This is a genomic window from Hwanghaeella sp. (genome assembly GCF_965227365.1).
Lineage (GTDB): Bacteria > Pseudomonadota > Alphaproteobacteria > UBA8366 > Aestuariispiraceae > Hwanghaeella.
The window spans coordinates 2,654,844-2,668,972 of the sequence record NZ_OZ245754.1 but is presented as its reverse complement, the minus strand read 5'-3'; the positions used below and the strand labels follow the sequence as shown (position 1 = coordinate 2,668,972).

Annotated in this window: 12 protein-coding genes; 7 read left to right on the top strand and 5 right to left on the bottom strand. The window is 60.4% G+C overall.

The features are described 5' to 3' along the window. The first annotated feature begins 8 nt into the window (after positions 1 to 8). Positions 9 to 1,061 carry an ACR3 family arsenite efflux transporter gene (arsB, locus tag ACQK2G_RS12155; protein WP_425405296.1) on the top strand — a complete coding sequence of 351 codons (1,053 nt, stop codon included), beginning with the start codon at positions 9 to 11 and terminating at the stop codon, positions 1,059 to 1,061. 6 nt (positions 1,062 to 1,067) lie between these two features. Here arsB and ACQK2G_RS12150 read toward each other — a convergent pair whose 3' ends face one another. Together ACQK2G_RS12150 and ACQK2G_RS12145 are read right to left on the bottom strand one after the other, a co-directional pair. Then, positions 1,068 to 3,497, bottom strand: a complete 2,430-nt coding sequence (locus tag ACQK2G_RS12150; RefSeq protein WP_425405295.1) for a GcvT family protein — start codon at positions 3,495 to 3,497, stop codon at positions 1,068 to 1,070. Further along, positions 3,487 to 4,365: a MurR/RpiR family transcriptional regulator gene (locus ACQK2G_RS12145; RefSeq protein WP_425405294.1), complete on the bottom strand. Its 879-nt coding sequence runs from the start codon at positions 4,363 to 4,365 to the stop codon at positions 3,487 to 3,489. Before ACQK2G_RS12145 ends, ACQK2G_RS12150 begins: the two co-directional genes overlap by 11 nt. A 264-nt stretch (positions 4,366 to 4,629) precedes the next feature. On the opposite strand from ACQK2G_RS12145, the gene ACQK2G_RS12140 reads away from it, so the two are divergent. The 4 genes from ACQK2G_RS12140 (at position 4,630) to ACQK2G_RS12125 (ending at position 7,979) form a co-directional block, all read left to right on the top strand. Further along, positions 4,630 to 5,466 carry a transporter substrate-binding domain-containing protein gene (locus ACQK2G_RS12140; protein WP_425405293.1) on the top strand — a complete coding sequence of 279 codons (837 nt, stop codon included), beginning with the start codon at positions 4,630 to 4,632 and terminating at the stop codon, positions 5,464 to 5,466. An 81-nt stretch (positions 5,467 to 5,547) separates the two neighbouring features. Next, positions 5,548 to 6,303, top strand: a complete 756-nt coding sequence (locus ACQK2G_RS12135) for an amino acid ABC transporter permease (RefSeq protein WP_425405292.1) — start codon at positions 5,548 to 5,550, stop codon at positions 6,301 to 6,303. Beyond that, positions 6,300 to 7,190, top strand: a complete 891-nt coding sequence (locus ACQK2G_RS12130; RefSeq protein WP_425405291.1) for an amino acid ABC transporter permease — start codon at positions 6,300 to 6,302, stop codon at positions 7,188 to 7,190. The genes ACQK2G_RS12135 and ACQK2G_RS12130 overlap by 4 nt, the downstream gene beginning before the upstream one ends. A 33-nt stretch (positions 7,191 to 7,223) precedes the next feature. Then, positions 7,224 to 7,979 (top strand): amino acid ABC transporter ATP-binding protein, encoded by a 756-nt coding sequence (locus ACQK2G_RS12125; RefSeq protein ID WP_425405290.1) that lies wholly within the window; start codon positions 7,224 to 7,226, stop codon positions 7,977 to 7,979. A gap of 33 nt (positions 7,980 to 8,012) precedes the next feature. On the opposite strand, the gene ACQK2G_RS12120 is transcribed toward ACQK2G_RS12125, so the two are convergent. After that, positions 8,013 to 8,729 (bottom strand): SDR family NAD(P)-dependent oxidoreductase, encoded by a 717-nt coding sequence (locus ACQK2G_RS12120; RefSeq protein WP_425405289.1) that lies wholly within the window; start codon positions 8,727 to 8,729, stop codon positions 8,013 to 8,015. 740 nt (positions 8,730 to 9,469) lie between these two features. On the opposite strand from ACQK2G_RS12120, the gene ACQK2G_RS12115 reads away from it, so the two are divergent. Then, on the top strand, positions 9,470 to 10,681 hold the full coding sequence (locus ACQK2G_RS12115; RefSeq protein WP_425405288.1) for a hypothetical protein: 1,212 nt from the start codon (positions 9,470 to 9,472) through the stop codon (positions 10,679 to 10,681). Positions 10,682 to 10,935: 254 nt separating this feature from the next. Here the strand turns inward: ACQK2G_RS12115 and ACQK2G_RS12110 are convergent, their stop codons facing one another. Continuing rightward, complete coding sequence (locus ACQK2G_RS12110) at positions 10,936 to 11,874, bottom strand: homocysteine S-methyltransferase family protein (RefSeq protein WP_425405287.1); 939 nt, start codon at positions 11,872 to 11,874, stop codon at positions 10,936 to 10,938. 499 nt (positions 11,875 to 12,373) lie between these two features. On the opposite strand from ACQK2G_RS12110, the gene ACQK2G_RS12105 reads away from it, so the two are divergent. Continuing rightward, positions 12,374 to 13,306, top strand: a complete 933-nt coding sequence (locus tag ACQK2G_RS12105) for a hydrogen peroxide-inducible genes activator (RefSeq protein ID WP_425405286.1) — start codon at positions 12,374 to 12,376, stop codon at positions 13,304 to 13,306. Positions 13,307 to 13,426: 120 nt separating this feature from the next. On the opposite strand, the gene ACQK2G_RS12100 is transcribed toward ACQK2G_RS12105, so the two are convergent. Next, the gene (locus ACQK2G_RS12100; RefSeq protein WP_425405285.1) at positions 13,427 to 13,876 is read right to left on the bottom strand and encodes a PAS domain-containing protein; all 450 of its coding nucleotides are present in this window, start codon (positions 13,874 to 13,876) and stop codon (positions 13,427 to 13,429) included. Positions 13,877 to 14,129: the final 253 nt, after the last annotated feature.

The window sequence follows — 14,129 nt, the reverse complement described above, 5'->3', positions numbered from 1 at the left end:
AATTTGAGATGAGTATGGAAACGGTTTCCGCCGAAGCCTCCCCGATGGGCCTGTTCGAACGGTATCTCTCGGTCTGGGTGGCGCTGTGTATCGTAGCGGGCGTCGCATTGGGCGTGGCGCTGCCGGACCTGTTTCAGGCAATCGCGGCGATCGAATATGCCAGCGTCAATCTGGTCGTCGCCGTGCTGATCTGGGTGATGATCTATCCGATGATGGTGAATGTCGATTTCGCCTCGTTGAAGGATGTCGGCAAAAAGCCGAAGGGGCTGTGCGTCACGCTGGTGGTCAATTGGCTGATCAAGCCTTTCACCATGGCGGCGCTCGGCATTCTGTTCTTCGAACATGTCTTTGCCGGCATGGTGGACCCGCAGACGGCACGGGAATATATCGCCGGCATGATTCTGCTGGGCGTCGCGCCTTGTACCGCCATGGTCTTCGTCTGGAGCCAACTGGTTCGCGGCGACGCCAACTACACGCTGGTCCAGGTGTCGATCAACGACATCATCATGGTTTTCGCCTTCGCGCCCATCGCGGCCTTCTTGCTCGGCGTCACCAAGATAACGGTGCCGTGGGAGACGCTGCTGCTGTCGGTCATCCTGTATGTCGTCATTCCGCTCGCCGCCGGTTATCTGACGCGCAAGAAACTGGACCGGACGAATGATCATTCCCGAGTAGCGACCTTCACCGATCGGATCAAACCGTTTTCGGTCATGGGGCTGCTGGCGACGGTTGTTCTGCTGTTCGGGTTCCAGGCCCAGACGATCATCGACAAGCCGTTGGTCATCGCGCTGATCGCGGTGCCGCTGCTGATCCAGAGCTACGGCATCTTCGTCGTCGCCTATGGCTGGTCCTATCTGTGGCGCATCCCCTTCACCACGGCGGCCCCGGCGGCGCTGATCGGTACATCCAACTTCTTCGAACTGGCCGTCGCGGTCGCGATCAGCTTGTTCGGTCTGCATTCCGGCGCGGCCCTGGCGACGGTCGTCGGTGTCCTGGTCGAGGTGCCGGTAATGCTCTCCCTCGTGTATTTCGCGAACCGGACGCGCGGCTATTTCGCCTGAGGTCGCTCACCCCCGCATGCGGGTGCCCCTGGGGTCGAAAACGGCCCCGGTGACGGGTTTGGCGGCATGGATCCGGCCGGCAATGTCGACTTCGATTTTTTCCGCCCGGGCCGCGTTTCGGTCGAGCGTCGCAATCGCGACCGGTCTGCCGACCCGATAGCCGAAGGCGGCGGAATGCGTCTGCCCGACGATGGCGCCGTCCAGCAGCACCGGTTCGTGTCCGAGGGGGACGGCATCGGCATCGTCGAACAGCAGGGAGAGAACGGTTTTCACGCCGTCGCCGCCTCGGTCGATGGCCGTCTCGCGATCCGCTTTGCGTCTTTTCAGCGCGTCCTTGCCGACGAAGTCTGTATCCCAGGCAAGCGCGAAACCGAGCCCCGCGACCAGCGGGTCCGTATCCGTATCCATGTCGTGGCCATAGGCGAGGAACCGTTTTTCGATCCGCATCGCGGTCTGCGCGAAAAAGCCCGCCGGCACCGCCCCGGCTTCCTTGAGTTTACGCAACAGGGCAGGGGCGTCCTTCGCGGCGCAGGTCAGGTCCCAACCGGCTTCCCCGACATAGGAAAGCCGGGCGGCTTCGACCGAGATGCCGCCGATCTCCAGCGCCCGGTGACGGAAATAGGGCAGCGTGATCAGATCCTCCGCACCGAATTGAGCGGCGATGGCGCGGGCCTCCGGTCCGGCCAGGGCGAGGGTCGCGAAATCTTCCGTCACGTCCCGCAGCGAGACCCTGTCCGACCCTTCCAGGCCGCGCCGAAGATGGGCCATCACCCGTTTCACCGCGCCGGTTCCGACCGACAGCCGGTAATGCTCGTCATTCAGGCGCAGCAGCGTCGCATCCTCCTCGATCCCGCCATCCTCGTTCAGCAGCAGGGTGAACGAGACGGCGCCGGGCGGCTTCGCGGCATCGTTGGTACAGAGGCGGTCCAGGAAGCGTTCCGCGTCCGGTCCGGTGATCGCGATCTTGCCGAGGGTGGATTGGTCGAAAACCGCGGCGCCTTCATGAGCGGCGCGGACTTCCTCGCCCACCTTGGCGAACCAGTCCGGCTTTTCGAAACCGGGTTTCGGTTCCGCCGTCTTGCCGAAATATAGCGGCCGTTCCCAGCCGAAGACCTGGCCGAAATGGGCGTTTGCCTCGCGCCATGCCTGATCGAGCGGCATTTGCCGCAGGTGCCGGGCGGTCGACCATTGCCGCGCCGGATAGGTGATCTCGTAATGCTTGCCCAGGACTTCCGGCGCACGCTGCGCCAGGGCCGCCGCGTCGTTCCAGCAGCCCGGGAAACGCGCCGGGTCGACCTCGTGAAGGTCCATCGGCATGTGGCCCTCGGCGATGCAATGGGCGAGCGCCATGCCGGCCCCGCCGCCGGTCGCGACGCCGACCGAGTTCATGCCGCAGCCCAGAAAGAGGCCGTCGGTCTCCGCCGCCCGGCCGAGCAGGAAGGTGCCGTCCGGCGTGAAGCTTTCCGGTCCGTTCAGAAGGGTCTTCACCTCCGCCGTTTCCAGCGGCGGCAAACGGTGCAGGGCGTTCAGCATCATCGGCTCGAAATGGTCCCAATCCTCGGGCAGCAGCTGGAAGGCGAAATTTTCGCCCAGCACGCCCGGCGCGATCGGTTTTCCCATCGGTTCGAAACAGCCGACCAGCAAGCCGCCGGAATCGTCGCGGATATAAAGATGGGAATCATGATCCGACAGCGTGGGCATGTTGCCCTCGATGCCCTCGACCGGCTTGGTCAGCAGATAGAAATGCTCGCAGGGATAAACGGGGATATCCGCGCCGGCCATGGCGCCCGCTTCACGGCTCCACAGGCCGGTGCACAGGGCGACGGCATCGGTGCGGATCGCGCCCCGCGAGGTCTCCAATCCTTTGACGCGGTTTGCTTCGACCGTGATGCCGGTAACCGCCGTTTCCTCGAACACCCGCGCGCCGCGGGCCTTGGCGCCCTTGATCAGGGCGGCGCAGAGATCCGAAGGGCTGACCCGTCCATCATCCGGCGACCAGACCGCGCCGAGCACGTCCTCCGCGTTCATCAGCGGCCAGATTTCCTTGGCCGCGCCGGCGGTGACGGTTTCCGCGCGCACGCCGTAGAGCCGCGCCAGCGCCGCCTGTCTTTCGATATGGATCATCCGGTCCGGCGAGGTGGCGATGGAAAGTGACCCTTTGTTAATCCAGCCGGTGGCCTGTCCGGTTTCCTCTTCCAGCGCGGCATAGAGCACGACCGAGTAGCGGATCAACTCGGTCATGTTGCGGCTGGACCGCAGGGCACGGACCTGGGCGGCGGAGTGCCAGGTGGTACCGGATGTCAGCTGGTTGCGTTCGATCAGGACGGCATCGGTGATGCCCGCCTTGGCGAGATGATACAGCGTCGAACAGCCCATGACGCCGCCGCCGATCACGACGACGGAAGCCTGGGCGGGAAGCGTGGAGTTATCGGTCATCGGGATCCTGCCAGTAATATCCGCTCTCACGAAGGGAGATTTCATAATTCGAGATTGCCTTCACGCCGTCGGGGCCGAGCTTGACCGCGATCGCGGCGCTGAGGATTTCAAGCGTGGCGTTCAAGGTGATCATCGAGGGGAAAAAATGCGGGCTGCTGGTATCGATGCAGACGGCCGCTTCGGCGATGAGGGCGATGGGCGAAGACCGCCGGTCGGTCACCGCCGCCACGGGCACACCGCGCCGATGCGCGAATTCCGCCGCCTCGACGGTTTGCGCCGCATAGGGCGAGGTGGAGATCGCGAGCACCATATCCTTCGGCCCGGCGGTCGCCAGCCCGTCGATCGCACGGATCCCCATATTGTTGGCCAGTTCCATGCCCGGCATCGCCATGCGGCAGACATAGTGGAAACTGGCGGCCTGGCCGAAGGAGGCGCCGCTGGCCACCACATAGGTCGTCTCCGCATCGACCGCCATTTCCGCCACGCGCTCGATCTCGTGGCTGAACACCGTCTCGGAAAACCCTTCGATGCCCTGAATGGCGGCTTCCGCTGTTCGCCCGATCAGACCGGCGATGCCGTCCTGGCCCGTGCTGCGCCGCAGATTGTCGGCGCGGTCGCCGTAGTTTCCCGTCGCCACGCTGTTCCGGAAGACGTCGCGAAACGCTTCGTAATTGGGAAAGCCCACGCGTGTGGCCAGGCGCAGCATGGTCGGCGGCGAGACGCCCGCTCGGGCGGCCATGGATCGCATGGAATGAACGGCGACGGCGCGCGGATCGTCCAGAACCACCACGGCAGCGCGCTGCATCTGTGGGCTCAAACCCTTGTAGGCGGCCGATATCTCGTCGATGACGGCAGGCATTTCCAGCATGGGGTCGCTCGTTATGTAACAAATGTTACTAACAGGTATCGCCTGTTACCCTTGAAGCGCAAGTGAATTCGAAAGACCGGCTTACAATAGCGTTGACACGGGAAACAAATGTTCCATAAGGTTTCCCCAGGGCGTTCCCGCGGAGAGGGGATGCAATGCCCGAACAGGGTCGGGAGTGGGTCCGAAAAGTCGGCGTTTTGGCTGTGAGCCAAAGGGAAAGAGTCGGTGGCGGGCCAGCCAGTTACGCAATTTGGGAGACCAGCGATGAAGAAAGTTCTTTCGGCGATTTCCGTTGCCGCCTTGCTCGCCACGACGACCGCGGCGACCGCGGCGCAATGCACCAACGACACCTGGAAGAAGGTGATGAGCCGCGGGAAGATGGTCGTCGGCGTCAAGGCCGACTACAAGCCTTGGGGATTCAGGGACGAGAGCGGCAATCTCGTCGGCATGGAAATCGACATGGCCAAGGCGGCCGCCGATGCCATGGGCGTCGAGCTGGAACTGGTGCCGGTTCAGTCTTCGAACCGCATGCAGTTCCTGGAGCAGGGCAAGATCGACATGATGATCGCCACCATGTCCGACCGCCCGGACCGCCGTAAGATCGTCGGTATCGTGCAGCCGAACTACTACACGTCCGGCACCAATATCATGGCGCCCAAGGCGCTCGGCTTGAAGAGCTGGGAAGACCTGCGCGGCAAGCCGGTCTGCGGCAAGCAGGGCGCGTTCTACAACAAGATCGTCACCGAACGTTATGGCGCGAACGTGGTTGCCTTCACCGGCAACGCGGAAGCCAAGCAGGCCCTGCGCGACAAGAAGTGCATCGCCTGGGTCTATGACGACAGTTCCATCGGATCCGACCTCGCCTCCGGCAACTGGGACGACTTCGAAATGCCGTTGAACTCCGAAGACGACAACCCGTGGGGCCTCGCGGTTCCGCTGGCCGAGAAGAACTGCGTCTTCGGCCACTTCATGTCAGGTCTTTCCTTCAACATGCTGCAGGACGGCTCGTTGATCGAACTGGAAAAGAAATGGGGCATCAAGGCGACCCAGTTCCTGGCCGACAAGAAGGCGGCCTACGGCGACTGGCTGGAAGGCAAGTAACGGTTTGAGCAAAGGTTTCGGGGCGCGCCGGTTGTCTAGGCAATTGGGCGCCCCGTTCGCCTTTCCGGACCTTGTCCCTCGATGATCGAATTCATCCGCCAATTCTTCCTCGACCTGTATGAGGTCGCGCCGCGCTGGAACTTCATCTTCTTCCACGACCAGACGCAGTGGGAGAGGGTGGTCAGCGGCTTTTGGGTGACGGTTCAGTTGTCCATCGCCTGCGTGATCTTCAGCGTCGTGATCGGCGTCGTCGGCGCCTGGCTTCAGGGCTCGCCGTTGAAGATCCTGCGCAATTGCGTTCAGGGCTATATCCAGTTCTTCCGGAACACGCCGCCCTTCGTGCAATTGCTGTTTTTCTATTTCGCGCTCGGCCAGTTCACGCCGACCTATTCGCCCGACGGCTGGCTGGAAGTTCCGATCATCTCGAATGTCGGCTGGGCGATCATCTCGCTCAGCTTCTTCGCCGGCGCCTTCAATGTGGAAATCTTCCGCGCCGGGATCGAGGCCGTGCCCGAATCGACTCAGGAGGCTGCCGAGGCATTGGGCTTCAACCGCTTCCAAATCTATACGCGGATCGTGCTGCCGCTCGCCTTTCGGGTCAGCCTGCCGGCCCTGAACAACAATCTGGTCAACCTGGTAAAGACGACGACCCAGGCGCTGGCCATCGCCGTGCCCGAATTGCTGTACGAGATGCTCGGCATCTGGAACGACTACCCCTCCGCGCTGTATCCGGCGCTGACCGTGGTCTTCTTCGTCTATATTGGTCTGGTCGGGATCCTGGTCTTCTCGATGCATAGATGGGAGCGGGCGATGCGCATCCCGGGATACGGCACATGACACGGCGGATACCCGGATTGAACGCGGCGGCTGCGACCGATTTCGCGGTCCTGAAGCCCTTCGACCCGCGCGGCGCCGCCGCGCCCGACGGCCTGCTCGTCAGCCGCTGGATCGCGAAGCTGCCCCTTTGGGTGCCGCTGGCGATGGCGGGCGTGATCCTTGCCTGGCCCTTCACGGCCTTGGCGCAGAACTTCACCTATACCGATGCCTTCGAGACGCTGCTGCGCTGGATGCCCTTCCTGTTGACCAGCGGCTTCCTGTTCAACGTGTTGATCTCCTTCTTCGCGATGCTGATCGGTACCGCCCTGGGGGCCGTCCTGGGGCTGGGACAGATATCCGTCCATCCCTCGATCCGGTGGTTTTCGTGGTTCATCACGCAGACCTTCCGCAACTCGCCCTGGCTGGTGCTGCTGTTCATTGTGCTGCTGGCCTTCCCGTTCGAGATAGAGATCGGCTCGGTCGTCATCCCGATCCCCGATTGGATGAAAGCGGTGGTCGGTCTGTCGCTGCCGATCATGGCGAATATCTCCGAAATCGTACGCGGCGCGGTCATCTCAGTCCCCACCGCACAGTGGGAGGCTTCCGAATCCCTGGCCTTCAGCCGGACGCAGACCCTGTGGCGGATCATCCTGCCGCAATGCTTCAAGCGGATGATTCCGCCCTGGATGAACTGGTACGCCATCCTGACCATGGCGACGCCGCTTTGTTCGCTGCTGGGGGTGGAGGAATTGCTGACCCTGACCCGCCAGGCGATGGAAGGGGCCGACAACCACCCGGAACTGCTGGTGCCGTTCTATACCTTCGCGCTGCTGGTTTTCTTCCTGTACTGCTATCCGATCGCCCGGCTGACGATCCGCCTCGAACGGAAGTTCGCGGTGAAATTATGATGCAACGGCGCGGTGAAAAGATGAGGTCCCGTCATGGCTGATACCAATTGGACTCCCGACCAACCGATGGTCAGCGCCAAGGACGTGCACAAGTCCTTCGGCTCCCTGGAAGTCCTCAAGGGCGTTTCCATGGATGTCATGAAGGGCGAATGCGTCTGCGTCATCGGACCGTCCGGCTCGGGCAAGTCCACCTTCATCCGCTGCATCAATGGCCTGAATGATATCCAGAAAGGGTCGATCAAGGTGGAGGGGCAGGAGGTCAACGACCCCAACCTGAACAAGCTGGAACTGCGCAAGAAGGTCGGCATGGTCTTCCAGCAGTACAACCTGTTCCCGCACAAGAACGCGTTGGAAAACATCATGATGGCCCCGGTCCTGGTCCTGAAGCAGGACAAAGACGAGGTTGAGGCGCGCGCCCGTGCATTGATCAAGAAGGTCCGCCTTGAAGGCAAGGAGGACAGCTATCCGGGCGAGCTTTCCGGCGGCCAGCAGCAACGCGTCGCCATCGCCCGCTCGCTTGCCATGCGGCCTGACGTGATGCTGTTCGACGAGGTAACCGCGGCGCTCGACCCGGAAACGGTGAAGGAGGTGCTCGTCACCATCCGCGAATTGGCGGAGGAGGGGATGACCTGCATCCTCGTCACCCATGAAATGGGATTCGCCCGCGAAGTCGCCAACCACATCTATTTCACCGACCGCGGCGTCATCGTCGAGCACGGCCCGCCCGCCACCTTCTTCACCGAGGCGAAAGACCCCCGGACGAAGGAATTCCTAAGTCAAATTCTATAATCCGCTTTTGCAGTCCCAGCGGACTATAGCGGGTCACCCGATGCCAACGGTCATCCCGCCGCAGGTGTACAGGGTCTGGCCGGTCATGAAGCCGGACTTCTCATTCAGGAACATTGTCACGGCATAGGCGACGTCGTCCGGGGTGCCGAGACGCTTGACCGGAACCGAGTCGATGATGGCTTGGGTCCGTGGGCTGCCCGGGGGATTCACGTTGTTGAAAAGCTCCGTCGCGATCGGGCCCGGGGCGACCGTATTGACCGTGATCCCCTTGGCCGCCAATTCCAGCGCCCAGACCCGCGTCATGGAGGCGATCCCGCCCTTCGTCGCCGCATAAGCGGTGCGCAATTCCTTGCCGAGCGCGACGCGGCTGGAAATGTTGACGATCCGACCCCAGCCGACCTGTTCCATCGCCTTCATCGCGCGCTTCGCGCAGATGGTCGGTGCGATCAGGTTGAGCGGCACCAATTTGTCGAAGTCTTCCGCCTCCGTCTCCTCCAGGGAGTGGGCGATGGAAGCACCCGCATTGTTGACCAGGCCGGTCACCGGTCCGAGTCCCTCGATCTTGTCGAAAGCCGCGTGGATCGCCGGGATGTCCCGCATGTCCGTCTGCAGGAAGGTCTCGCCCTCCATCGGTTCGCAGGGATTGATATCCAGATTGACGACCTGCCAGCCCGCTTCCAGGGCCTGCGTGACGCAGGCGCGCCCGATGCCGCTGGACCCGCCCGTCACCACCACGATTTTTTCGGCCATTTTTCCGCCCCGTTTTTTGTTCAATGGTATTTCGAACCAATCGGTAAAGGCGGACTTGTTCTCCTGTCAACTGGATCGGCCGGGCATGAATCCACCTTCTGTCTTAATCGTGCCGATGGGAAGGGGCGGGTTACACAGAAAGACAACATCGAGTAAGTTGGACAATACCGTCGACAGCGGAAATGCCGGATTTGCGGTCGCATGGTCGGAAGGCGCAGTAAAAAGTAAACCGTCACCGTAATTTAATTCTAATCCCGTCACCGTAATCCTCACATGCATCACGGTAATTAAATACCATTACCGTAAGCCAAAGGTGTTACCACTACGGGAATCTATCCATAACATCCGTTAAGTGCGAGAAGCCGTTTGGGGTGAAGTTGTCTACTGCAGGGCTAAGTCTGGAAAGAGGTCGAAAAGAAAGGGGTACCTTGGTCCGGATAGCTTTGTTTTGTGTGTCACTTGTTTGGGTGAGCTTGCAGTACTTAGGCGCTTTACCCTACGGCATTTGGCCCAACGTTAGCGATCACAGCACGGCGGTGCTAAGCTTGTGCGTTGCGGTCGTATTTTCATTGACCCTATTCCCCTCCAGGGTACCGGCCTCGTTCCCAGACTCAAACAGGGGGCGTGCCCTGCTTGCCGTGGCCGCGGTCCTACCCTTTGTGCATGCGACCTGCTTTTTTGATTTCTCCACATATGCTGAGTCAGGCAGGTTGTCGTCCCTCGAACTGGCGTTTTTCATCATGAGCATTGTTGTGATAGGTGAAGCGCTGAGACGGTCGGTAGCTTTGCCCGCGGCGGGGCTCATGCTTGTTTCGTTCGTCTTTTGCTGGTTCGCCTCAAGGAGTCCATCGCTTCAGAAATTTGCCGTACATTTCTGGTATTCGGGCGAAGGAGTCTTTGGAATTTTGCTGCAAACTGCCCTGGGCAAGGTGATCCCAGCTCTAATGCTCGGCATAGCACTTGATCAAACGAAGGTTGGACATTCGATTTTCCAGACATTGTTCGGTTGGTCGCAATTGGGAAGAACTATGGAGGTGCCGGACTGGCTGCGTAACCACTGTTGGGCTTGGTCGGTTACGCTTCTTGTTGCGTTTGGCGCCGTACCTAGTTCGGATTTCCTCGGTTCATTTAAATATTTGGCTTCAATTGCACTCGTCTTCGTTGGTGGTCGGTTCCTGCAACACTTCGCTCATTCGCTGAGAGGCCGTCCGTCGTATGACGACGACACGTCATTTGGAATTGGGATCGAATTATGCATTTGGCTGTTTGCGACCGCCATGGCGTTCTTCTGGTTCGAGGACTTTAAGCACCCAATTATTCTTGGAATTGTAATGGCTTCGGTGTGCGCGTACCGGGTTTGGCGTGGTTTAAAGAACACGGAGGGCAAGCAATCCCCTTTGAAGGGAACACTGACCTCACTGTCTCAGGCAATTTCGTGCTATCTCATCGCTCTTTTGGTTGGCGCGGTTCTTGAAACCCTGATCGCGAGCATGCATCTTTTCCCGAACCTTGACACGTTCAGATTGATGATAGGACCATACGGCTTCCTCAGTTCGGGTTTCGTGGTTGTAGTCTGCGCCCCTATCCTGGGGTTTGTCGGTGCCTTTCTGGGGTCAAGGTCCCGGCATGTCCTATTGTTTGCCTCGTCCATCATGGTTTGGATTTGGGGCATGGAAATCGAACGATCCTCACCTGGGTCATCGATGTTGTTCGCTGCTCTACTATGTGTGACCGCCGTAGTTGCAGCATCCATCCTTGAAGCCGTGCTAAGACGGAAAAAAGAACCGAAATCTCCTGCGATGCTCGGTATTCTCAGGTTGGAGGAATGGGTCGTGGATTGTGCTATCTACTCCGTGCCTATCATACTTGGTATGGCAAGCTTTGGTGTGCTTATGGGTGCGATCACGTTGTCAGGAAAGGGTGGGAAACTTCTTTCCTTGATCTTCTTGTGAAGTGGGGAAGTACGGAAATACGGTGACAGATTGACGACACGCCAGCCCGCTTCCAGGGCCTGCACGACGCCGGCACGCCCGTTGCCGCTGGACCCGCCCGTGACCACCACGATATTCCCGCCCATTTTTCCGCCCAACCTGCCGCTTAACGGAATATAACACGTATCGGTAATGGCGGGCTTGTTCCCCTGTCAACCGGGCCGCCCAGCCATGCGCGAGACTTCGGTCTTGGGCGGCAGGAGGCAAGAGGCAGATCAGGCCGCGGTGCCGTCGAGGGCTTTTGTCCGGTAACGGGCGTGGAGGGCGGCGATGTGGTCGGCGCCGATGCCGCAACAGCCGCCGATGAGCGACGCGCCGGCGGCGATCCAACGATCCGCCCAATCCAGGTAGAGGTCCGGGCCGAGATCGGCGCGGATGGCCGACAGTGTTTCGTTCGCATCCCCATCCGTCGCGCGTCGGTCGAAGGCATTCGCATAAACGCCAAGCGGCATATCGCTTCCCAGGTCGGACAGCGTGCGCCGTGCGACCAGGACGGCGTCCTCCATCACTTCCGGCATGGAGCAGTTGAACAACAGCGCTTCCGCGCCGAGCTCGACGGCCAAGGCGACGGCGTCTTGGACCGCTTCGCCTGACCGCAGCCGGGGCGGGGCCTGCCGGTCGAAGGGCTCGTCATCGTGCAGGCTGCAGGAAATCCAGAGCGGTTTGCCGGTGCCCTGCACGGCGGCGGCCGTGACGCGCATTTCCTCCAGACTGCTCATCGTCTCGGCCAGCCAGAAATCAACATGCGGTGTTAAACCTTCGACCAGAACCGCCAGGATTTCACGGGCGTGTCCGGCGTCGAACCGTTCGGGCAGGTAGGACCCGCAGGCCGGTGGCAGACATCCCGCGACCAGCGCGCCGGGCCTGACATCCCGGACCGCGTCCGCCGCTGCCCGGGCTAGGCGCCCGGAACGGTCGGCGAGGTTTAATCCGTCACGGGCGAAGCGCTCTTCCCCGATATGAAACGGCACCACCGCGTAGCTTGCCGTCGTCGCGATCTCGGCGCCGGCGCGGTAGAAGCTCTCATGAACCTGACGGACCGCGTCCGGTTTTTCGATCAGGGCCCCAGCCGACCATTCCGGCTGCTTCAGTTCCGCGCCGAAGCGGATCAATTCGCGGCTGAGGCCGCCATCGAGCAGGGTGATCACCGGCATGAGACGCATTCCCGAAAGCTGATATCTGGATTCCGCCCAGATACTGCTCTTTTCAACCGGCGCGCAACCGGCAAGATCCGGGCGCGGCTTCACCGCGCTGCCTCGTCATACCGGGCAGGCCCGTAAAATTGTCCCCTTATAAAAAGAATGGAGAGACCCGAACCGGGTCTCTCCATCCATCCCCCTTGTATCTGAAAGGGTTTGTGGGTCCTTTCAGATTAGACCGAAACATCCGTCGGATGAGGCCCTTGCAAGGGATGGTCCGGGTTATCGTCCTGTTCCGGGTCGTTGCCGAGAGTCATGGGTCGTTCCTGTGCCTTGTGCGAAGTGCTGCTGGCCGCGTCACGCTGAGATCCGTCCTTTGGACCGCAGCTGTTGCGGACTTACTGTTAAAAAGATGGGGCAATTTTTTAAAAGCTTAAACGCGGATAATCATGAATTATTGATAGGAATTTCCTATCTTGATGGTTTGAACGTCCCGGACGTTTTCGGAGGAAACATGTCGACGCGTTCCAAGATCACTCTGAAGCAGCTTGAGATGATGATATCGCTCGGGACGGAATTGAATTTCAGGAAGGCGGCGGAACGGGTCGGCGTCAGCCAGCCATCGCTCAGCGCCCAGATCCAGGCACTGGAGGAAGCGGTCGGTCTGCAACTGGTTGAGCGGGCGCGCAGCGGCACGATCCTGACCCCGGCGGGCCGGGAAATCCTTCGACGCGCGCAAACGGTCATGGGGGAAGCGCGCGGAATAGAGGACTATGCGTCCGACATGCGCCTCGGCCCCGCCGGCACCATTCGGCTGGGCACCAAGACGACGCTGGGCCCCTATATCCTGCCGCATCTCGTCTCCCGTCTGCATCGGGAAAGCCCGGACCTGCGCCTCTACATCCGGGAAAGCGCGCCGAGAGATCTTGAGGTCGAACTGTATAACGGCATGCACGACCTGATCCTGGTGCAATTGCCGATCGCGGATACGGACCTGGCTGTTACCCGCCTGTTCCGGGAGCCATTGTATCTGGCGGTGGCGGCGGATCATCCGTTGGCCTCCCGCAAGGTGATCGAACCGGAAATGCTGAAGGGCTTGGACGTGTTGTCGCTCAATCCCAGCTTTCATCTCCATGATCAGGTAACGTCCCTCTGCCGGGAATTCGGCGCCACCCTGCTGCGGGACTATGAAGGGACCAGCCTGGATGCCTTGCGGCAGATGGTCGGCATGGGCATGGGAACCACCTTCCTGCCGGCCCTCTATGTGCATTCCGAACTGCGCTCGCGCGACGACGTCGCCGTTCTGGAGATCGCGGGCAAACCGACCTACCGCTCCATCGGCCTTGCCTGGCGCAAATCCGCGGGACGCGTCTCCGCTTTCCGCTTCATCGCCAACACGATGAGACAGGTGGTGAAACAGGATTTTCCCCAACTGATTTTGGAATAGCGGCGACGGTGGTTCCGACGGTTAGGCAATAGGGTTTTCGAACAGCAATTCCCCATGAATGCTCAATGAGAAAATCGCGCCGTCACGTAATCCGGTGATGCCGGTGAGGAAGCGGGTGTATCAGGCGCGCCTGTCTCCGAGTATGACGGCCATCAGCATGTCGATAGTTCTGCCATCGGTTGCAAGCGGCAAGAGCAGGCGGCGGTTGCTAACGAAGTTCCGGTTCTCGGCGGGAACCGGAACCTGCCAGAAGTGCGGCGTCCGGTTCTCTATTACCCATTCGAACACTGCTTGGATTTTCTCGCGCGAGGCCGGAATGATAACCTGGTCGAGCATGTAGCCCGTGTAGTCCTTGCCGTATAACTCCGTGACTCGCGTACCCCACAACCGGTACCGGAAACGCGGCCTTGGCGCGCCGGTGACCACCTCAATCAGGACGATATTGCCAAGAACTTTCCATATATCCGTCGGATCAATGTCCTTGCGTGAGGGCAAGTGTTCACCGTCACACTTTGCACTCCAATAATCGAAGACTTCCCGAAAAATTGGATCGTCCAGCTGCTCGGGCACAGGATATTCTTGGACTGGGGTTATCACAGGCACCACACTTTCTGACGCATGTCTTGTTCGAAACACGCTATTTGAACTTACATTCCCCGTTGACCCCTGACTACGTCCCAGATGATAGCCAAACCGGATTCATCGTGGAACCCAGAACCGCTTTTCCATTTGTGGAGCGAACACAAGTATTACGGTGACATAGGATTGCGGCGGATTAGGACCATGTCACCGTAATTCCGAAAGGATGTCACGGCAGGAGGCG

Coding starts and splice junctions, on each gene's coding strand:
- arsB (WP_425405296.1), top strand. CDS start 9: ATGAGTATGGAAACGGTTTCCGCCGAAGCCTCCCCGATGGGCCTGTTC.
- ACQK2G_RS12150 (WP_425405295.1), bottom strand. CDS start 3,497: ATGACCGATAACTCCACGCTTCCCGCCCAGGCTTCCGTCGTCGTGATC.
- ACQK2G_RS12145 (WP_425405294.1), bottom strand. CDS start 4,365: ATGCTGGAAATGCCTGCCGTCATCGACGAGATATCGGCCGCCTACAAG.
- ACQK2G_RS12140 (WP_425405293.1), top strand. CDS start 4,630: ATGAAGAAAGTTCTTTCGGCGATTTCCGTTGCCGCCTTGCTCGCCACG.
- ACQK2G_RS12135 (WP_425405292.1), top strand. CDS start 5,548: ATGATCGAATTCATCCGCCAATTCTTCCTCGACCTGTATGAGGTCGCG.
- ACQK2G_RS12130 (WP_425405291.1), top strand. CDS start 6,300: ATGACACGGCGGATACCCGGATTGAACGCGGCGGCTGCGACCGATTTC.
- ACQK2G_RS12125 (WP_425405290.1), top strand. CDS start 7,224: ATGGCTGATACCAATTGGACTCCCGACCAACCGATGGTCAGCGCCAAG.
- ACQK2G_RS12120 (WP_425405289.1), bottom strand. CDS start 8,729: ATGGCCGAAAAAATCGTGGTGGTGACGGGCGGGTCCAGCGGCATCGGG.
- ACQK2G_RS12115 (WP_425405288.1), top strand. CDS start 9,470: ATGAGCATTGTTGTGATAGGTGAAGCGCTGAGACGGTCGGTAGCTTTG.
- ACQK2G_RS12110 (WP_425405287.1), bottom strand. CDS start 11,874: ATGCCGGTGATCACCCTGCTCGATGGCGGCCTCAGCCGCGAATTGATC.
- ACQK2G_RS12105 (WP_425405286.1), top strand. CDS start 12,374: ATGTCGACGCGTTCCAAGATCACTCTGAAGCAGCTTGAGATGATGATA.